At 59.9% G+C, this 19,744-nt stretch carries 18 protein-coding genes, 1 tRNA gene and 1 pseudogene; 7 read left to right on the forward strand and 13 right to left on the reverse strand.

Annotated features, from left to right (window positions below; genetic code table 11):
• Positions 1 to 17 precede the first annotated feature (17 nt).
• From rpoB to QO231_RS14340, 8 genes are all read right to left on the reverse strand, one after another.
• On the reverse strand, positions 18 to 4,151 hold the full coding sequence (gene rpoB, locus QO231_RS14305; protein WP_316777623.1) for a DNA-directed RNA polymerase subunit beta: 4,134 nt from the start codon (positions 4,149 to 4,151) through the stop codon (positions 18 to 20).
• A gap of 247 nt (positions 4,152 to 4,398) precedes the next feature.
• Positions 4,399 to 4,773 (reverse strand): 50S ribosomal protein L7/L12, encoded by a 375-nt coding sequence (gene rplL / locus QO231_RS14310; protein ID WP_316777626.1) that lies wholly within the window; start codon positions 4,771 to 4,773, stop codon positions 4,399 to 4,401.
• Positions 4,774 to 4,847: 74 nt separating this feature from the next.
• Positions 4,848 to 5,363, reverse strand: coding sequence for a 50S ribosomal protein L10 (gene rplJ / locus QO231_RS14315; RefSeq protein WP_316777628.1), 516 nt, complete (start codon positions 5,361 to 5,363; stop codon positions 4,848 to 4,850).
• A gap of 244 nt (positions 5,364 to 5,607) precedes the next feature.
• On the reverse strand, positions 5,608 to 6,306 hold the full coding sequence (gene rplA / locus QO231_RS14320) for a 50S ribosomal protein L1 (RefSeq protein WP_316777631.1): 699 nt from the start codon (positions 6,304 to 6,306) through the stop codon (positions 5,608 to 5,610).
• A 1-nt stretch (position 6,307) separates the two neighbouring features.
• Entirely contained in the window at positions 6,308 to 6,733 is a 426-nt protein-coding gene (rplK, locus tag QO231_RS14325; RefSeq protein WP_316777634.1) for a 50S ribosomal protein L11, read from the reverse strand.
• 158 nt (positions 6,734 to 6,891) lie between these two features.
• Complete coding sequence (gene nusG / locus QO231_RS14330; protein ID WP_316777637.1) at positions 6,892 to 7,425, reverse strand: transcription termination/antitermination protein NusG; 534 nt, start codon at positions 7,423 to 7,425, stop codon at positions 6,892 to 6,894.
• 522 nt (positions 7,426 to 7,947) lie between these two features.
• The gene (gene secE, locus QO231_RS14335) at positions 7,948 to 8,145 is read right to left on the reverse strand and encodes a preprotein translocase subunit SecE (protein WP_316777640.1); all 198 of its coding nucleotides are present in this window, start codon (positions 8,143 to 8,145) and stop codon (positions 7,948 to 7,950) included.
• 252 nt (positions 8,146 to 8,397) lie between these two features.
• Positions 8,398 to 8,473 (reverse strand) — tRNA-Trp (locus tag QO231_RS14340).
• Positions 8,474 to 8,633: 160 nt separating this feature from the next.
• Here QO231_RS14340 and QO231_RS14345 point away from each other — a divergent pair.
• Complete coding sequence (locus QO231_RS14345; RefSeq protein WP_316777641.1) at positions 8,634 to 9,317, forward strand: lysophospholipid acyltransferase family protein; 684 nt, start codon at positions 8,634 to 8,636, stop codon at positions 9,315 to 9,317.
• Here QO231_RS14345 and QO231_RS14350 read toward each other — a convergent pair.
• From QO231_RS14350 to parC, 5 genes and pseudogenes are all read right to left on the reverse strand, one after another.
• On the reverse strand, positions 9,314 to 9,982 hold the full coding sequence (locus tag QO231_RS14350; RefSeq protein ID WP_316777644.1) for a CatB-related O-acetyltransferase: 669 nt from the start codon (positions 9,980 to 9,982) through the stop codon (positions 9,314 to 9,316). The two genes, QO231_RS14345 and QO231_RS14350, sit on opposite strands and share 4 nt — an antisense overlap.
• 105 nt (positions 9,983 to 10,087) lie before the next feature.
• Positions 10,088 to 10,408: pseudogene (locus QO231_RS14355) on the reverse strand (CorA family divalent cation transporter); the annotation flags it as partial.
• A 444-nt stretch (positions 10,409 to 10,852) separates the two neighbouring features.
• Positions 10,853 to 12,028, reverse strand: coding sequence for an elongation factor Tu (gene tuf, locus QO231_RS14360; RefSeq protein ID WP_316777589.1), 1,176 nt, complete (start codon positions 12,026 to 12,028; stop codon positions 10,853 to 10,855).
• A gap of 117 nt (positions 12,029 to 12,145) precedes the next feature.
• A complete protein-coding gene (locus QO231_RS14365) occupies positions 12,146 to 12,718 on the reverse strand; it encodes a hypothetical protein (protein ID WP_316777647.1) in 573 nt (190 codons plus the stop codon).
• A gap of 144 nt (positions 12,719 to 12,862) precedes the next feature.
• On the reverse strand, positions 12,863 to 15,211 hold the full coding sequence (gene parC, locus QO231_RS14370) for a DNA topoisomerase IV subunit A (protein ID WP_316777650.1): 2,349 nt from the start codon (positions 15,209 to 15,211) through the stop codon (positions 12,863 to 12,865).
• A gap of 199 nt (positions 15,212 to 15,410) precedes the next feature.
• On the opposite strand from parC, the gene QO231_RS14375 reads away from it, so the two are divergent.
• From QO231_RS14375 to QO231_RS14400, 6 genes are all read left to right on the forward strand, one after another.
• Positions 15,411 to 16,070 (forward strand): SH3 domain-containing protein, encoded by a 660-nt coding sequence (locus tag QO231_RS14375; RefSeq protein WP_316777653.1) that lies wholly within the window; start codon positions 15,411 to 15,413, stop codon positions 16,068 to 16,070.
• Between the two features lie 93 nt (positions 16,071 to 16,163).
• Positions 16,164 to 16,991: an SDR family NAD(P)-dependent oxidoreductase gene (locus tag QO231_RS14380; RefSeq protein WP_316777656.1), complete on the forward strand. Its 828-nt coding sequence runs from the start codon at positions 16,164 to 16,166 to the stop codon at positions 16,989 to 16,991.
• A 69-nt stretch (positions 16,992 to 17,060) separates the two neighbouring features.
• Positions 17,061 to 17,264, forward strand: coding sequence for a twin transmembrane helix small protein (locus QO231_RS14385; protein WP_316777659.1), 204 nt, complete (start codon positions 17,061 to 17,063; stop codon positions 17,262 to 17,264).
• Positions 17,265 to 17,268: 4 nt separating this feature from the next.
• Positions 17,269 to 17,841, forward strand: a complete 573-nt coding sequence (locus QO231_RS14390) for a cob(I)yrinic acid a,c-diamide adenosyltransferase (RefSeq protein WP_316777662.1) — start codon at positions 17,269 to 17,271, stop codon at positions 17,839 to 17,841.
• 179 nt (positions 17,842 to 18,020) lie between these two features.
• The gene (locus QO231_RS14395) at positions 18,021 to 18,779 is read left to right on the forward strand and encodes an electron transfer flavoprotein subunit beta/FixA family protein (protein WP_316777664.1); all 759 of its coding nucleotides are present in this window, start codon (positions 18,021 to 18,023) and stop codon (positions 18,777 to 18,779) included.
• The gene (locus QO231_RS14400) at positions 18,779 to 19,705 is read left to right on the forward strand and encodes an electron transfer flavoprotein subunit alpha/FixB family protein (RefSeq protein WP_316777667.1); all 927 of its coding nucleotides are present in this window, start codon (positions 18,779 to 18,781) and stop codon (positions 19,703 to 19,705) included. The genes QO231_RS14395 and QO231_RS14400 overlap by 1 nt, the downstream gene beginning before the upstream one ends.
• The last annotated feature ends 39 nt before the right edge of the window (positions 19,706 to 19,744 follow it).

Here is a 19,744-nt window from a genome sequence, read left to right on the forward strand (position 1 = left end):
GTGGGGCGGGACCGCCCCTACTCTTCCTCCGCATCCAGGAGTTCCATGTTCAGCCCGAGGCCACGGACTTCCTTGACCAGAACGTTGAAGCTTTCCGGCACGCCGGCTTCAAAGTTGTCCTCGCCCTTCACGATGCTTTCATAGACCTTGGTCCGTCCGGCAACGTCGTCCGATTTCACGGTCAGCATCTCCTGCAGGGTATAGGCCGCGCCATAGGCCTCCAGAGCCCAGACTTCCATTTCCCCGAACCGCTGGCCACCGAACTGCGCCTTGCCACCCAACGGCTGCTGTGTAACGAGGCTGTAAGGCCCGGTCGAGCGAGCGTGGATCTTGTCGTCCACAAGGTGATGCAGTTTCAGCAGATACTTGACGCCGACCGTGACCGGGCGCGCGAACTGCTCGCCTGTACGACCGTCAAACAGAACCGACTGACCGGATTCGCTGAACCCTGCGCGTTTCAGCGCATTGTTCACGTCGGCCTCTTTGGCCCCGTCAAACACCGGCGTCGCAATCGGCACACCGCGCGTGACGTTGCCAGCCGCTTCGATAAGATGATCTTCGTCCATGCCAGAGATGCCCTCTTCATAGACATCATCGCCATAGGCCAGTTTCATCGCGTCCCGCACAGGCGTCAGATCGCCAGAACGACGGTATTCCTGAAGCGCCTCGTCGATATTGACGCCCAGACCGCGCGCGGCCCAGCCCATGTGGGTTTCCAGAATCTGACCGACGTTCATACGCGACGGCACACCCAACGGATTGAGGCAGAAATCGACCGGCGTGCCATCCTGAAGGAATGGCATATCCTCCATCGGAACCACCTTGGAAATAACCCCCTTGTTGCCGTGACGTCCGGCCATCTTGTCGCCCGGCTGCAGCTTGCGCTTCACCGCGACGAACACCTTGACCATCTTCATCACGCCCGGGGGAAGATCGTCGCCGCGGCGCACCTTTTCGACCTTGTCTTCGAAGCGCGCATCCAGGGCCCGTTTCTGCGCCTCGTACTGCTCGTGAAGCGCTTCGACGATCTTGGCGTCTTCCTCTTCGTGCAGGGCCAGCTGCCACCACTGACCACGGCTCATGGTTGCCAGAAGATCCTCGGTCACTTCAGAGCCGGTCTTGATGCCCTTCGGTCCCTTGGCAACGGTCTTGCCCATGATGACGGACTTCAGGCGCGCATAGATGTTGCGGTCCAGAATGCCCAATTCGTCGTCGCGGTCACGGGCCAGACGTTCGACCTCTTCCCGCTCGATCTGCAGGGCACGTTCGTCCTTTTCCACACCGTGGCGGTTAAACACGCGCACTTCGACAACAGTACCGAAATCGCCCGGCTTCACGCGCAGCGAGGTGTCGCGCACGTCGCTTGCCTTTTCACCGAAGATGGCACGCAGAAGCTTTTCTTCCGGTGTCATCGGCGATTCACCTTTCGGGGTGATCTTGCCCACCAGGATATCGCCCGGCTCCACATCCGCGCCGATGTAAACGATGCCTGCCTCGTCGAGGTTGCGCAGCGCTTCTTCACCGACGTTCGGAATGTCGCGGGTGATCTCTTCCGGTCCCAGCTTGGTATCGCGGGCGGCGACTTCGAATTCCTCGATATGGATCGAGGTAAAGACGTCATCCTGTGCGATCCGCTCCGAAATCAGGATCGAGTCTTCGTAGTTGTACCCGTTCCACGGCATGAACGCGACGACCACGTTCTTGCCGAGCGCCAGTTCACCGATATCGGTGGATGGACCATCGGCAATCACTTCGCCCTTCTTGACCGTGTCACCTACCTTGATCAGGGGACGCTGGTTGATGCAGGTATTCTGGTTCGATCGCTGGAACTTGCGCATGCGGTAGATATCCACGCCCGCATCGCCCAGCTCCAGATCTTCGGTTGCCCGGATCACGATCCGCTGGGCATCGACCTGGTCGATGATGCCCGCACGTTTCGCCATGATCGCCGCGCCGGAATCCCGCGCCACGACCTCTTCGATACCGGTGCCGACCAGCGGCGCCTCGGCCCGCAGAAGCGGAACCGCCTGACGCTGCATGTTCGAACCCATCAGGGCGCGGTTGGCGTCGTCATTTTCGAGGAACGGGATCAGCGATGCCGCAACCGAGACCAGCTGTTTCGGGCTGACGTCGATCAGGTCGACATTTTCTCGCGGGGCCAGCGTATAGTCGCCTGACTGGCGGGTGCTGACCAGTTCGTTGATGAAATCGCCGTTCTCGTCCAGCGTCGCGTTGGCCTGCGCCACCGTGTGACGCATTTCCTCGGTCGCGGACATGTAATGCACTTCGTCCGTGACATGCGCGTCCTTGACCACGCGGTACGGGGTTTCGATGAAGCCGTATTTGTTCACGCGGGCAAAGGTGGCCAGCGAGTTGATCAGACCGATGTTCGGCCCTTCCGGCGTTTCAATCGGGCACATGCGGCCATAGTGGGTCGGGTGCACGTCGCGCACCTCGAAGCCGGCGCGTTCACGGGTCAGACCGCCAGGCCCGAGCGCGGACAAGCGGCGCTTGTGCGTCACTTCCGAGAGCGGGTTGGTCTGATCCATGAACTGCGACAGCTGGCTCGAGCCAAAGAATTCGCGCACGGCCGCAGCGGCCGGTTTCGCATTGATCAGGTCCTGCGGCATCACCGTGTCGATCTCGACAGACGACATCCGCTCCTTGATCGCGCGCTCCATCCGCAACAGGCCAACGCGGTACTGGTTTTCCATCAGCTCACCAACCGAACGTACACGTCGGTTGCCGAGGTGGTCGATATCGTCGATATCGCCCTTGCCGTCGCGCAATTCCACCAGCGCCTTGATGCAGGCCACGATATCTTCGCGACGCAGCGTGCGTTGGGTATCTTCGGCATCCAGTGCCAAACGCATGTTCATCTTGACGCGGCCAACAGCCGACAGATCATACCGCTCGCTGTCAAAGAAAAGCGTATCAAACAGAGCGCTTGCAGCGTCGACCGTGGGCGGCTCGCCCGGACGCATGACGCGGTAGATGTCCATGAGCGCGGTTTCGCGGTTCATGTTCTTGTCCTGCGCCATGGTGTTGCGCATGTACGGGCCGACATTGATGTTGTCGATGTCCAGAACCGGGATCTCGGTAACACCGGCATCGATCAGTTCCTTGGCCGTACCACCGATCAGATCACCTGCCTTGTCATACTCCAGCGTCAGCTCGTCGCCGGCCTCGACATAAATCGCGCCGGTCTCTTCGTTGATGATGTCCTTGGCGACGAATTTCCCGACGATATGCTCAAACGGCACCAGCAGTTCTGTGACTGCCCCTTCGTCGATCAGTTTCTTGACGGCGCGCGGGGTCACTTTCTTGCCGGCTTCGGCAATCACTTCGCCGGTCTTGGCATCGACGAGATCATAGGTCGGACGGGTGCCGCGCGCGCGCTCGGGGAAGAACGGCGTGACCCAGCCCTTGTTCTTGTTCAGCCTGTAGGAGACCGTGTTGTAATACGCATCCATGATGCTTTCCTGATCCAGCCCCAAGGCATAGAGCAGCGTCGTCACCGGCAGTTTGCGGCGACGGTCGATACGGGCGAACACGATATCCTTGGCGTCGAATTCAAAGTCGAGCCAGCTGCCGCGGTACGGGATGATGCGGCAGGCAAACAGCAGTTTGCCCGAGGAATGCGTCTTGCCCTTGTCGTGGTCAAAGAACACACCGGGGCTGCGGTGCATCTGGCTGACGATCACGCGCTCGGTGCCGTTGACGACGAATGTGCCGTTGGGCGTCATCAGGGGCATGTCGCCCATGAACACGTCCTGTTCCTTGATGTCCTTGACGGATTTGGCGCCGGTATCCTCGTCGACATCAAACACGATCAGACGCAGCGTCACCTTGAGAGGTGCGCTGTAGGTCATGTCGCGCTGCTGACATTCCTCAACGTCATATTTCGGCTTCTCCAGCTCGTACTTCACGAATTCCAGCACGCTGGTCTCGTTGAAATCCTTGATCGGAAAGACCGACTGGAACACGCCCATGATGCCGTCGCCATCGGTTGGCTCGGGTCCATCGCCGGAGTTCAGGAACAGGTCATAGCTGGATTTCTGAACCTCGATGAGGTTCGGCATTTCCAGAACTTCACGGATTTTGCCGTAGTATTTGCGAAGACGCTTCTGGCCAAGGAAGGACTGAGCCATATCAGGTGTCACCTTTCAGTTTTTCTCACTGGTCAAGGATGCCGCCGGGCCCTGGCACCTTAACCATACGAGACAGCGCGTCCGGATCAATTCATGGCCACCGTCCCGAGTGGCGGCCTCCCGATCCAATGAACCGCGCCTTAGAAAAGGTCCCTGTTGCGAGGCCTTTTCTAAGACAGGTTCGGCTGGACCCGGGATATCCCGGGTCCAGCCAAATTTCGCAGGTGCGCTGGCGCGCACCTTTGCCTTAGGCCAGTTCGACCTCGGCGCCAGCTGCTTCCAGCTTGGCTTTGACGTCTTCGGCTTCGTCTTTCGAGACGCCTTCTTTGATCTTGCCACCGGCTTCAACCAGGTCCTTGGCTTCTTTCAGGCCAAGACCGGTGAGACCGCGAACTTCTTTGATCACGTTGATTTTCGAAGCGCCGGCGTTCTTCAGAACGACGTCGAATTCGGTCTTTTCTTCCTCGGCTGCGCCACCGGCGTCAGCAGGACCAGCCATCATGACAGCGCCGCCAGCAGCGGGCTCGATGCCGTATTCATCCTTGAGGATGGTTTTCAGTTCTTGTGCTTCCAGCAGGGTCAGACCAACGATCTCTTCTGCCAGTTTCTTCAGATCAGCCATTTTATCAGCTCTTTCCGTTTACAGTTCGTGTGTTCCAACGACGCGTGTTTATCCACGTGCCGGACTTACGTTGCTCAGGCGGCCGCCTTGTCCTCGATGGTGGACAAGATGGACGCGATGTTGCTTGCAGGTGCGCCAATGGCCCCGGCGATGTTGCTTGCAGGCGCACCGATCATGCCAGCGATGGTAGCAATAAGCTCATCGCGCGACGGCATTTTCGATACGGCCTGAACACCGGCCCGGTCCAACGCGTTCTCACCCATAGCGCCGCCAAGAATCTCAAACTTCTTGTGGTCCTTGGCGAAGTCCTCGGCCACCTTGGCTGCTGCCACGGGGTCTTCGGAATAGGTCAGAACGGTCATGCCCGTCAGGAGCGATGTGATGGACTCACACGGCTTACCGTCAAGGGCGATCTTGGCGAGCCTGTTCTTGGCAACACGCACAGACCCACCCGCTTCGCGTGCACGCGCGCGCAGGTCCTGCATCTCAGCAACTGTCAGTCCGACGTAGTGGCTAACCACAACGACGCCAGAGCTTTCAAAGATCTGGCCGAGTTCCTCGACCACTTTCTCTTTCTGGGCTCTATCCACAGTTTCACTCCAAGTATGGGGGTTGCCCCCCGGCTCATTTTCACCCTGCATATTGGCCGCAGGGCATTCGGGTCCAATTTCAGGGTCCCGAGCCAAAATCACCCGAAGGTGCAGAATGTCTCGTTTCCCATCTCAGGAAGGAATTATTCAGGCAGATGCCTGAACCCTCCGTCTCGGACAGGACAGGGCCGATATGCTGGCCCCGCCATCTGGGGCCGAAGCCCCAAATTCTTGTGCGGCGAACTTATTCGCCGGTTGCGTCACTCACATCGATGGTGACACCCGGGCCCATGGTCGAGCTCAGTGCAATCTTCTTCATGTAGGTGCCTTTGGCACCAGCTGGCTTGGCCTTGGCCACGGCACCCACAAACGCGCGTACGTTCTCGACCAGCTTGGCTTCGTCGAACGACGCCTTGCCGACGCCGGCGTGCACCACACCGGCCTTTTCGGCCCTGAACTGCACTTCGCCACCCTTGGCTGCCTTGACTGCATCGGCCACGTCCATGGTGACCGTGCCGACCTTCGGGTTTGGCATCAGGTTACGGGGGCCCAGAACCTTGCCCAGGCGGCCGACGATCGGCATCATGTCCGGGGTTGCAATGCAGCGATCGAATTCGATCTTGCCGCCCTGAACGGTTTCCATCAGGTCTTCTGCACCGACGATATCAGCACCGGCTGCAGTGGCTTCATCGGCCTTGGCACCTCGGGCAAAGACTGCGACGCGCACGATCTTGCCTGTGCCGTTTGGCAGGCCGATAACGCCGCGCACCATCTGGTCGGCGTGACGCGGGTCAACACCGAGATTCACGGCCAATTCAACGGTCTCGTCGAATTTTGCCTTGGCATTGCTCTTGACCAGGGCAACGGCCTCTTCGACCGAGAGGTTCGCCTTGCCGGCAACCGATTCGCGAGCGGCGCGGGTACGTTTTCCAAGCTTTGCCATCTTACTTAACCTCGATGCCCATGGAGTTGGCAGAGCCAACAATGATCTTCATCGCCGCTTCGATGTCGTTGGCGTTCAGATCTTTCATTTTCGCTTCCGCAATCTCGCGCACTTGCTTGACAGTCACCGAGCCCACAATCTCTCGCGAGGGGGTCTTGGCACCGGATTTCAGCTTGGCGGCTTTCTTCAGGAAGTAGGACGCCGGGGGCGTCTTGATGTCCATGGTAAAGGACTTGTCCTGATAGTACGTGATCACGGTCGGGCACGGCGCACCGGGCTCCAGATCTGCGGTCTTGGCATTGAACGCCTTGCAGAATTCCATGATATTGATGCCGCGCTGACCCAGTGCGGGGCCAACTGGTGGCGACGGGTTTGCCTGCCCGGCGGGCACTTGCAGCTTCATGGAGCCGACGAGTTTCTTGGCCATTGGCCATCTCCTTTTTCACCGGCGGGAAACCCCGCCCTATGAGGCATGACGCGTCACACCCCAGTCTACCAGCGTGGTGCGGCTCGGACACGCGTGTCGTTGCCTCCCACAAACGAACGGCCCTTCTGGCCGCTGGCGGGGCGCACCCCGCCGAACACTCAGGCCTGCTTGCTGACCTGTGTGAATTCCAGTTCGACCGGAGTTTCCCGGCCAAAGATCGACACCGACACCTTGAGGCGCTGGTTGTCGTCGTCCACTTCCTCGATCATGCCGTCGAAATCCTCGAACGGACCGTCGTTGACCTTGACCTTTTCGCCGATCTCGAAATGGATCAGCGTACGCGGCGCTTCTTCGCCTTCCTGCACCCGGTTCATGATCGCGTTCAGTTCGGCATCGCGCATCGGCATTGGCCGCCCCTGCGGTCCGAGGAACCCGGTTACCCGGTTGATCGAGTTGATCAGGTGATACCCCTGATCCGACATTTCCATGTGCACGAGGACATAGCCCGGCATGAAGCGGCGTTCGGTCGTAACCTTCTTGCCGCGGCGAACCTCAATCACTTCTTCGGTCGGAACGAGAACTTCGTCGATATCGTCCTCAAGCCCCTGCTCGGCAACCGATGTGCGGATCTGTTCTGCGATCTTCTTTTCGAAATTCGAAAGAACACTGACCGAATACCACCGTTTCGCCATGAAGCTTGTCGCCCTTGTCTTGTCGAGACATCCACCAGAGGCGCCCCGAAATCTGTAATTCTTTCATACGGTTGACCCGTCATCCGCCGAACAAAAATCGGCGCGCAGCACGAATCGCCGCACGCCATTGTTCAGGGATGGGCGTGACCTAACGCTCCTTGCTCAAATGTTCAAGGGGTTCACAGGCTATTCTTGCACGTTCTCGAAGTGCGCCCTCATAATTGAAGGACGCCGCAATCATACAGCCAGGTTAGATACTATCACATCCGCCGATCTGTGCCAATCGCAGGTTTCTGCCGGGCCTCGCGCAGGCCGCATCCGGTCGCGAATGGCTTGGCGACCGGTGATTCTTGTCTGGCCCAACGTCACGCCGAGGTCGCTTGCGCACTAATGATGTTTGACCGACACCTGCGGGTGAGAATGTAATGGGCTGGCAGATGGAAAGCCAAAAGAATGCGACAGCGCCAACTCAACGGAGCGCATCGCGCATCAATGTTGGAACCGGGAACAGCGTGGCTTTTGTCAGCCAAACATGCTGAGCAGCGCGGTCAGACCGCCACGGATCAGCAAATCGATCAGTGCAAAGAAAGTCGCCGTCAGGGCCGCCATGATCAGCACCATCACCGTGGTCAGAAGCACCTCGCGGCGCGTCGGCCAAACGACCTTGGCAACTTCGGCGCGCACCTGTTGGATGAACTGAATCGGATTGATGGTGGCCATGTGAGGGCCCTTTTCTGCTAGCGATTAGCGGGCACATAACCTTCTGTGCCCGCGGATTCAAGCCGCAGAACGGCGCGACAGGGTTCGAGGGTTCAGAAAACCCACAATTCACGCCGATTTCTGCGTGTCATCTTGGTGTCTCGGCGCCGAATGGCGCGCATTCGGCCAACATCGGACCGGAATAGCGCTTGCCTCTGAACCCCGGCGGTGCAGTCCAGCCTCCAAGGCAAACGGTATCTAAATCGGTTTGATTGGCAGGGGCAGCAGGGTTCGAACCCGCGACCTACGGTTTTGGAGACCGTCGCTCTACCAGCTGAGCTATACCCCTAAGGCCGGGGTTTTCCTATGCCAAGGCGCGCGGGGGGGCAAGAGGGAAATGGCCCTGCGATGCAACAGACGCCAGCCCAATTTTCCCAAGGCGCATGCAGGGCCATTTCCGCCGCCCTCGGGATTGCGTATGAGAAAGAAGGAGCAAACGGGAGCAACAGGTGAGCCTGCGGAAAAAGATCGCGGACAGCGCGTGGTTCAACACGGCAATCGAGGGGGCGTTTGCAGCCTATATCCGATTTGCCTATCGCACTTCGCGGTGGGAGAGGCAGGGTTTCGAGGCAATGGATGAGGTTCTTGCCGAAGGGGAGCCGGTGATCGTCGCCCTCTGGCACCAGCGTTTGATGATGGCGCCTTATCTTTTCAACATGGACCTGGGAAAAATCTGCTCATTGACCTCTGCGGCGCGGGCCGGACGCATGGCCGGTCAGGTTCAGGCGCGCTTTGGCTTTGAAACGATCGCCATGTCGTCGCATATGCGCCATGTCACCCTGTCGCGCGACGTGTTGGGGCGTATGCGTGATGGCTGGTCGATCGGGATCGCCACCGACGGGCCACGCGGGCCTGCGCGTGTCGCCTCAACTGTGCCGCTGGTCTGGGCACGGACGTCAGGCAAGCGGGTGTTCGTGGTCAGTTTCTCGGCGCGCCGGGTTGTCGCTTTTCCCACATGGGACAAGATGTGGTTGCCCGCGCCGTTCACGCGCGGCGTGTTGATGTGCCGGGAATGGCAGGAAACTGTGCCGCGCAGGCCCACTGACGCGGAAACCGAAGCGCTTCGTCAGAAGCTCGGGGTCGCACTTGATGCGGTAACGGATGCGGCGGACGCAGCGGTGGGGCGCGGTTAGAGCAACTTTGCCGCGCTCTCAAGCGCCGGCAGGTCGGCACCGCAAATTTCAGCCTCGTGGCTCAGGATATGGTCGATAGGCCAGGTCCACCACGCCAGTTGCAAGAGCCGGGCGATGGTTTCAGGATCGAACCGCAGGCGCAGCACCTTGCCTGGATTGCCGATGACCACAGCATAATCCGGCACCGCGCCGCCGACCACGGCACCCGCGCCGACGATCACGCCGGACCCAATCCGCGCACCGGGCAGAATACGCGCGCCCTGCCCGATCCAGACATCATTGCCGATGATCGTATCCTGTCCCGGCGCGGGCATTGAAGGTCGTGCATGCGCCGCGCCCCCGTCGAATATGGCAAAGGGGAAGCTCGAAAATCCGTCGTGACGATGCTGTGCCGATGCGGTGATGAACGTCGCGCCATCAGCGATCTGGCAGAACTTGCCAATCACCAGCCGCTCGGGAGAGAAGTCAAAGAGGTAAGGCGCCAGACGCGCGGCCCAACCGGCGGGGTCTGCAGGCGGATCAAACGCGCTGGCATAGGAATAGTCCCCTACTTCGATTCTTGCGTGCTGCAGAACGGCGGAAAGGAACACGGTGCCCGGATGAGCGGACCCATCGGGTAAGCGGATCGGGAAAGCCGTATCGGGCGAGGCGAATCTGGGAGGCATACAGGGGCCTTTCTGTCGGTCCGTGCCAGTCTGTATCGATTCAAACATATTGTCGTCCACCTCAAGTCCGACAATACCACCAGAGGATGAACAGCACGCCCGCAATCAAGCCCAAGAGCCCGGCGGAAACTCCGAGAACGCACGGGGCGCGTCCGCACCCGGCATGTCACCGAGGTTGATCGCCATCAATCCCGTCAGGAACCCCAGCGGAAGCAACACCGCCGAGATCACCGACAACCGCCACAGGGTTCGGTTCCGACGCTCCGAACTGTCGCCGGCAATCTCGTCACAGGTCAATTCCATTTGCTCGGTCAGACCCTCCGGGTCTTTGACAGAGTGGGTCATAGTGTCCTGCGCGTCTGGGAGGTGCAGACTTTTGACGCCGTCAAGCCACACAAGACGCCCGGACGCGAGCACAGTAACCGCATCGCGCTGCGGCTAGTAAACCACCTGCATCAGCGGACCCCCTGCCCCGTGTAATCGCGGCGCGCCGGTCGGCCACTACGGCGACGGTCCGCCGCGACAGGCCGACGATCCGCGTAGGGTCGATCTACAACCGAACCGGTTCGATATCCGACGGATCGGCACCGGGATTTGTATTGACCCCACTCGGGATCACAATGGCGCCGTCGCCCGACACGAGTCGCCTCGACCGTCAGCGCCTCGCGCACCGGCACGGGCAGATATGCGTAGTACTTTTCGATCCAATCCACACTTGCGGGATCAGTGGCGTCACCTGTTCAGCTGCGAATGGCCGAAAAAAAGGCCGCCCCATCTAGGGCGGCCTCTGAAAACAATGTTCGCGGTGTGGCGGCTTGCAGGCAAAGCGCCCTAAACACGTCTGCATGGCGCAGACGCGAAGTGCCTCGATCAGTCGAGGATTTTGCTGACGACGCCGGCGCCGACGGTGCGGCCGCCTTCGCGGATGGCGAAGCGGAGGCCCTGTTCCATCGCGATCGGCGCGATCAGTTCGACGCCGAAGGAGACGTTGTCGCCCGGCATCACCATCTCGGTGCCTTCGGCCAGCGTCACGGTCCCGGTCACGTCCGTGGTGCGGAAGTAGAACTGCGGACGGTAGTTGGCGAAGAACGGCGTGTGACGGCCACCTTCATCCTTGGTCAGGATATAGGCTTCGGCCTCGAACTTGGTGTGCGGGTTCACCGACTTGGGCTTGCACAGCACCTGGCCGCGCTCGACACCTTCACGGTCGATCCCGCGCAGCAGGACGCCGACATTGTCGCCCGCTTCACCACGATCCAGCAGCTTGCGGAACATTTCCACACCGGTGCAGGTGGTCGATTTGGTGTCGCGGATGCCGACGATCTCGATGGTGTCGCCCACGTTGATCACGCCACGCTCGATCCGGCCAGTCACAACCGTACCACGGCCGGAAATCGAGAACACGTCCTCGATCGGCATCAGGAACGGCTGGTCGATCGCCCGCTCGGGGGTCGGGATCCAGCTGTCGACGGCCTCCATCAGCGCGCGGATCGACTTTTCGCCGATCTCTTCGTCGCGACCTTCCAGGGCGGCCAGGGCAGACCCGGGGATGATCGGAATGTCGTCGCCCGGATACTCGTAGGAGGACAGCAGCTCGCGGATTTCCATTTCCACCAGCTCGAGCAGCTCCTCGTCGTCCACCTGGTCGACCTTGTTCATGTAGACGACCATGGTCGGGATGCCGACCTGGCGGCCCAGCAGGATGTGCTCGCGGGTCTGCGGCATCGGGCCGTCAGCCGCGTTCACAACCAGAATCGCGCCGTCCATCTGCGCCGCACCGGTGATCATGTTCTTCACATAGTCGGCGTGGCCGGGGCAGTCGACATGCGCATAGTGGCGCGCATCGGTCTCGTATTCCACATGCGCGGTCGAGATCGTGATCCCGCGCGCTTTCTCTTCCGGCGCGCCGTCGATCTGGTCATATGCCTTGAAATCACCAAAATACTTCGTGATCGCAGCCGTCAGCGTCGTCTTGCCATGGTCAACATGGCCAATCGTGCCAATGTTCACATGCGGCTTGTTACGCTCAAACTTTTCCTTACCCATCTGCAGGCGCCTTCTGTTGATTTTGGGGGGCCGGATCGGCCCGCATTTACGTCGAGTGCGGGCGCGACATATGAGGTTCGGAAGGGAAAATCAAGCCTGTCCTGAGTCGCCCAACGGTCACTCTACCAGAGGTGTAACCGCCGTGAGGGTTTCAGGGCGTTTTTCAAACCAGCCATCTTCCTTGTGGCGCTCGGACAACCAATCGCCCAGTTGGTCCAGCGCATTCGCGGTCAGCCCGTCCATCTGTTCCTGTTTGGTGCGTTCGCGACCCGACCCCTTGAAAAAGGTGGCGGTGGTGGAATCCTCGACCACGGTGATCTGATGCACCTCATCGTTGAGCTTCTTGCCGGCGGCATCGTCCCAGACGGTGACATTGAGGATCAGCATCGAACGCGGGTTATAGATGAACCCTTCGGGGGCCAGCATGTAGCCTTCGACACTGATGCCAAGATGATAGAGCTGATCACCGTCAAAACCACCGAACCGTGCGGCGACCGCGTTCTTGATCGTGCTTTCCCATTCTTCGGGTGTCGCATCGCGCGAGATCGGACCTTGCCGCGCCTTTTTTGCGACGACCACATTGTGGCCAAGGCTGAATGCGCCGAGTGAATCGGGAACGCGGTCCTGCGGACCGACATTGCAGGCCACCATCAGTGTCAGCCCGCCCAGCAGGGCAATAATTCGGATCATGTTACTCACTCGTTAGCCTCGTGTTTTGCACCCAGATAGACCAGCACGCCTGACGGTGCAAACATATGGAGGCTGTCTGTCGCCGATGTGATCGGCCGGCAGCGCGTTCCCGGCGCAATGCCTCCCTCTAAACGCGGATGCACCTCAAGTGAATCGGTTGTTGCGCGGAAAGCCATAGGGTGGTCGCTTGCCGACGCCGGCACGTTTGCCAAGCCATTCGGTCAGGTCGGGTTCATGCCGGGTCTTGCCGCCGCCCATCTCCCAACTGAGACCATCGGTCCAGTTGAATGTGGTGACATCAGCCAAGCCGCCGTCAAGCTCCAGCGATCCCTGCTTGCCGCGCGCCATATTGTACTTCTGAAGCCGCACGCCCTTGCCGCGCCCCATTTCGGGTAGGTCTTCGGTCGGGAACACGAGAAACTTGCCGTTCTGGGACACCACGGCCACGTGATCGCCCAGAACCGGACGACAGATGCAGGCCCGTGCAGCATCACCCACGTTCAGCACCTGTTTACCAGTTCGAGTCTGGGCGATGACATCCAATTCGGGCACCACAAAACCGTTGCCCGCAGTGGAGGCGACCAGCAGCTTGCGCTCTGGCGCATGAATGAACAGGTCGACGATCTCGGCCTCGTTTGGCAAATCGACCATCAGGCGCAGCGGTTCGCCCATACCCCGCCCGCCCGGCAGGTTGGCGGCGGACAGGGTATAGAACCGCCCGTTGCTGCCAAAGACCAACAGGCGGTCGGTGGTTTCCGCATGAAAGATGAACCGCGGACCATCGCCGTCCTTGAACTTCAACTCGCGGTTCAGGTCGATATGACCGGTCATCGCCCGGATCCAGCCCATCTGTGAACACACCACCGTAATCGGTTCGCGATCGATCATGGCCTCGAGCGGCACCTCTTCGACCTCGCCCGCCTCTTCCAAGAGCGTGCGTCGAGTACCGGATTCATAATCCTTGCCAAATGTCTTCTTGGTTTCCTTGAGCTGTTCGGCGATTTTTGCCCATTGCAGGCTCGGATCGGCAAGAAGGTCTTCGATTTCGGCACGCTCTTTCATCAACGCATCATATTCGTTGCGCAGTTCCATCTCTTCGAGACGGCGCAGGCTGCGCAGGCGCATGTTCAGGATCGCTTCAACCTGAATCTCGGAGAGTTCGCCTTCACCTTCCGGCGGGGATTGATAGTCGCTCTCGGACGTGGCACGCACAAAGTCGCGGGACCAGTCCTCGCGCATCAGCGCGGTCTTGGGGTCGTCATCATAGCGAATGATGTCGATCACCCGGTCGAGATTGAGGAAGGCCACGATAAAGCCTTCGAGCACTTCGAGCCGGTGGTCGATCTTGGCAAGGCGGTGGCGACTGCGGCGCAGCAGAACTTCCTGCCGGTGATCAAGGAATGCGCGCAACACTTCCTTGAGCGAGCAGACCTTGGGCGTAACCCCGTCGATCAGCACGTTCATGTTCAGCGAGAACCGCACCTCGAGATCGGAGTTGCGATAGAGCATGCCCAACAACACTTCGGGATCCACGTTCTTTGACCGAGGCTCGAGAACCATGCGGACGTCATCGGCACTCTCGTCGCGAATATCGGCGAGAATCGGGATCTTCTTGGTCTGGATCAGGTCGGCGATCTTTTCGATCAACCGGGATTTCTGCACCTGGTAGGGTATCTCGGTGACCACGACCTGCCACTGTCCACGGCCCAGATCCTCTATCTCGTACTTGCAGCGCAGCCGGAACGATCCACGCCCGGTGCGATAGGCATTGGCGATGTTCTCCGGAGGTTCGACAATCACGCCGCCCGTCGGAAAATCGGGCCCCGGCATATATTTGAGCAATGTGTCATCGCGCGCGTCCGGCGTCTTGATCAGATGCAAGCAAGCGTCGCAAAGCTCGGCAATATTGTGCGGTGGGATGTTGGTCGCCATACCGACGGCAATGCCGCTGGAACCGTTGGCGAGAAGATGTGGGAACTGTGCAGGCAGGACCACCGGTTCGGTGAGCGTGCCGTCATAGTTGTCGCGGAAATCGACCGCGTCCTCGTTCAGCCCTTCCAGCAGCGCCTCGGCAACGATGGTCATCCGCGCCTCGGTATAGCGCGAGGCGGCGGGGTTATCACCGTCGATATTGCCGAAGTTCCCCTGCCCGTCGACCAGCGGATATCGCACGTTGAAATCCTGCGCGAGCCGGGCCATGGCGTCATAAATGGCGGCGTCGCCATGCGGGTGATAGTTGCCCATCACGTCACCGGAGATCTTGGCGGACTTGCGAAAGCCGCCATTGCTGGAGAGCCGCAATTCGCGCATCGCATAAAGGATTCGCCGGTGTACCGGTTTGAGCCCGTCGCGTGCATCCGGCAAAGCCCGGTGCATAATTGTCGATAACGCATACGTGAGGTAGCGCTCGCCGATTGCGCGACGCAGCGGCTCGGCCACTTCGCCGATACCTTTTTCGGGCTTCATGTTGGGGTCATCAACCAGATCACTCATAGATGCTGTGATACGCGCCTGATCGAGCCGGGTAAAGCGACCCGCTTCGTTTTTGGTTGCCCAATGTCGATTTTCGCAGGATGACGATATTTCCGCACTCTTCCCCATGCATCGAATCGACGCGTTCGCTATGATTGGATTGTTGTTTGGTGAGTGACCGGGTTTCTGGTTGGTGATTTTTTTGGTTGGAGGGCGCCCTATGCGCTTGGTTCTTGTTTCTTTCGCCGTTCTGGCGCTGGTGTTCTACGAAATGAGCGGGGGGTCTGATTTTCAGCCGCCCGACCGTCCACAGATTGCCGAAACTGCAAATGCGGCGGCAACCGATAAGGCCCCCCGTCGCGTCGACATCGTTGCGGACAAACCGGTTCGCGTGGCACCCGCGACCCTGGTGAGCAAATCGGCGATCGTGCCGGCAGTGGCGAAAGAACCCGAGACAGCCAAAGCCGAACCACGGGCGCCATCAGCGGAGCTTCAACAGGTGCGGGCCAGTCTGAGCCAGGGCCTGACACTGGTTTCGAATGGTGCGCAAGCGTCTGATCTGTCGCTGGTCTCATTGGAACTTGGCGCTGCCGGCTTGAGCCGCGCCAACTCTGCCACCGAATCAGATGCTGCCACCGAAACGGCAAGGCAAATCGACGGTTTTGCGCCGCAGGATGCCGACCTGCGCGAAATCATCGGAACGCGGGTCAACATGCGCGATGGACCCGGCACGATCTATCCAGTCGTTGCACGGTTGAATATCGGCCAATCTGTTGAGGTGTTGAGCGAAAGCGGCACCGGATGGTTGCGCCTGCGTACCGTGCCCGGACAGCAACTTGGCTGGATCTCCGCATCATTGGTCAGCAAGGCCGGACGCTAGTCTTCGGTATTGCCGAGACGGAGTGAGTTCTGTTGCAGTGCGCCGCCACAGCGGGCATAGGCATTGACCAAGAGTCATCAACAGGCGCATCCCATGCAGAAGTCCATCCTAATTACCGGTTGTTCCTCGGGCATTGGTCTGGACGCGGCACAAACCTTGCGCAGGCTGGGATGGCGCGTATTCGCGGCGTGCCGGCAACAGGAGGATTGCGACCGGTTACGCGCCGAGGGGCTTGAAAGCCCCCGCATCGACTATTGCGATGCAGACAGCATTAGAAGCGGATTGGAACATGTGCTCGAGGCGACGGGGGGCACGCTGGATGCACTGTTCAACAATGGCGCACACCAACTGGCCGGTCTGGTCGAGGATTTATCGACCGATGGCCTGCGTGCCATTTTCGAGGCCAACTTCTTTGGCTGGCATGAACTGACCCGACGGGTGATCCCGGTCATGCGGGCGCAGGGGCATGGGCATATCGTGCAATGCTCGTCAGGGCTCGGGTTTCTCGCGATCCCCTGGCGCGGCGCCTATGCGGCGACCAAACATGCGCTGGAAGGGCTGAGCGATACGATGCGAATCGAGTTGCGGGACACCGGTATCCAGGTGGTACTGATCGAACCCGGCCCGATCACGACGATGTTTCGCGAGAAAGGTATCCCCTATTTTGAAGAGTACATAGACTGGCGAAATTCCCCGCGCCGCGCGGACTATGAAGCGCACCTGATACCGCGCATGTACGAAGGCACCGGGCCAGAAAGGTTCGAATTGCCTGCGAGCGCTGTCACCGCAAAACTGGTGCGGGCCCTTGACAGCGCCGCGCCTGCGCCACGGTACTATGTGACGATGGCGACCTATATCGGCGGTTACCTGAAACGGGTACTGTCAAGCCGGATGATTGACCGCATCGTGTCGCGGATCTAGATTTAGCGGTTCGCTTTTGCGCCTTGGGCGACTACATCACTGCGCAGGTGACAAGACCTTGGAGGCGATATGAACGATCTACTCTTTCCGGTGATCCTTGTGGCGATGGCCGCCGTGGTGATCATCCTGATGATCGGCATCGGTGGGTTCGCCAAGGGTGGCGCGTTCAATCAGAAATACGGAAACAAGATGATGCGCCTGCGGATCATCGCGCAGTTTGTCGCAGTATGCCTCATTCTGCTCTTTGTCTGGCTGCGTGGAAGTGGAGGTTGACGACATGGTGGTCCTGAACAAGATCTATACGCGCACCGGCGATGGCGGCGATACCGCGCTCGGTAATGGTGATCGCATTGCCAAGAACGCATTGCGGGTGTCTGCCTATGGTACATCGGATGAACTCAACAGTTTCGTCGGTGTTGCCCGCCTGCATGCCGAGGGCGAGACCGACACGGCCTTGTCGCGCATTCAGAACGATCTTTTCGATCTCGGCGCCGATCTGTGTCGGCCCGACATGGACAAGGATGCCTCGGCGGAATACCCGCCGCTGCGCATGATCGATGCGCAGGTGGACCGGTTGGAAGCCGAGATTGACGCGATGAACGCGCATCTGAGCCCGCTGCGCAGTTTCATCCTGCCCGGTGGCAGCGCCCTGGCGGCGCAATTGCATGTGTGTCGCACAGTGTCGCGCCGCGCGGAACGGCTGGCGGTCGAACTGGCCGCGTCTGAGCCGGTGAACACGTCGGCGGTCAAATATCTGAACCGGCTAAGCGACTGGTTCTTCGTCGCGGCGCGGATGGCGAACGACAACGGCAAAGCCGATGTTCTATGGGTTCCCGGAGCAAATCGCTGAGTCACCATCAGCCAACCGCGCTTCCGTCTTTCCTGGTAGAAAACAAGAAACGCGACGTCCAACCCGGAAAACGTGACGATTTTGCCCTGTTTCCCGCTGCTTTGCCCCGCTATCAACTTCAGGAATGCATCGGACCGAGTCGATGACCGGCTTGGTCCTATTTGAGGAGAGAACCGCAGATGAAGGTATTGGTGCCTGTCAAGCGCGTGATCGACTATAACGTGAAGGTTCGCGTGAAGGCGGACGGGAGCGGTGTCGATCTGGCCAATGTGAAGATGTCGATGAACCCGTTCGACGAAATTGCCGTCGAAGAGGCCATTCGCCTGAAAGAAGCAGGGAAGGCCGAGGAGATCATCGCAGTGTCCATCGGCGTGAAGCAGTCGCAGGAAACCCTGCGCACTGCGCTGGCTATGGGTGCTGACCGGGCGATTCTGGTTGTGGCGGCGGATGACGTTCACACCGATATCGAACCTCTGGCGGTTGCCAAGATTCTCAAGGCGATCGTTGACGAAGAGCAGCCGGGTCTGGTGCTGTGCGGCAAACAGGCGATCGACAATGACATGAACGCCACAGGCCAGATGCTGTCGGCCCTACTGGGCTGGTCGCAGGGCACCTTTGCCTCCGATTTGGACATCGATGGCGACAGCGCGGTTGTCACGCGCGAAGTCGACGGCGGGTTGCAGACCATCAAGGTCAAGATGCCGGCCATCGTGACCGTGGACCTGCGCCTGAACGAGCCGCGCTATGCCAGCCTGCCCAACATCATGAAGGCCAAGAAAAAGCCCCTGGACGAAAAGACGGCTGCGGATTACGGCGTTGATGTCAGCCCGCGTCTTGAAATCGTCAGCACGGCCGAGCCTGCAACCCGCGCTGCCGGGATCAAGGTCGCGTCGGTGGACGAGCTGGTTGCGAAACTCAAGGAAGTGGGAGCTGTATAATGGCTGTTCTTTTGCTTGCCGAAGTCACCGATGGTGAACTGGCGATGGACGCGACCGCCAAGGCGGTCACCGCTGCAACGAAACTGGGCGATGTGACTGCGCTTTGCTGTGGTGCGTCTGCGGCCGCCGCGGGTGAAGCCGCCGCCAAGATCGATGGCGTATCCAAGGTCCTGGTCGCCGAGGATCCGTCGCTGGGCCACCGCCTGGCGGAATCGACGGCTGCGCTGATCGTGTCACTGGCCGGAGATTACGATCATATCGTTGCCCCTGCCACGACCGACGCCAAGAACGTGATGCCACGGGTTGCTGCACTGCTGGACGTGATGGTGATTTCGGATGTGTCCGGCGTTGTCGATGCCGACACCTTCGAGCGCCCGATCTATGCCGGCAACGCCATCCAGACCGTGAAATCCGCCGATGCGAAAAAAGTCGTAACCATCCGGACATCGACATTTGATGCCGCCGGTGAAGGTGGATCGGCCACCACTGAAACCATTTCTGCCGCAGAGAACCCCGGCCTGTCGGAATGGATCGAGGACAAGGTCGCCGAAAGCGACCGCCCCGAGCTGACCAGCGCGGGCGTGGTTGTATCCGGTGGTCGTGGCGTCGGATCGGAAGAGGACTTTGCGCTGATCGAGAAGCTCGCGGACAAGCTGGGCGCGGCTGTTGGAGCCTCGCGCGCCGCGGTCGACTCGGGCTATGCCCCGAACGACTGGCAGGTCGGTCAGACCGGCAAGGTTGTCGCCCCCGATCTTTATGTTGCCGTTGGCATTTCCGGTGCGATCCAGCACCTCGCCGGTATGAAGGACAGCAAGATCATCGTCGCGATCAACAAGGACGAAGAGGCCCCGATCTTTCAGGTCGCCGATTTCGGTCTTGTCGCTGACCTCTTCACCGCTGTTCCAGAACTCACCGAGAAGCTCTGAAGCACCGAAATACATGCCCTGCCCTTTGCGGGCAGGTTC

Source organism: Sedimentitalea todarodis (genome assembly GCF_032595355.1).
Classification (GTDB): domain Bacteria; phylum Pseudomonadota; class Alphaproteobacteria; order Rhodobacterales; family Rhodobacteraceae; genus Sedimentitalea; species Sedimentitalea todarodis.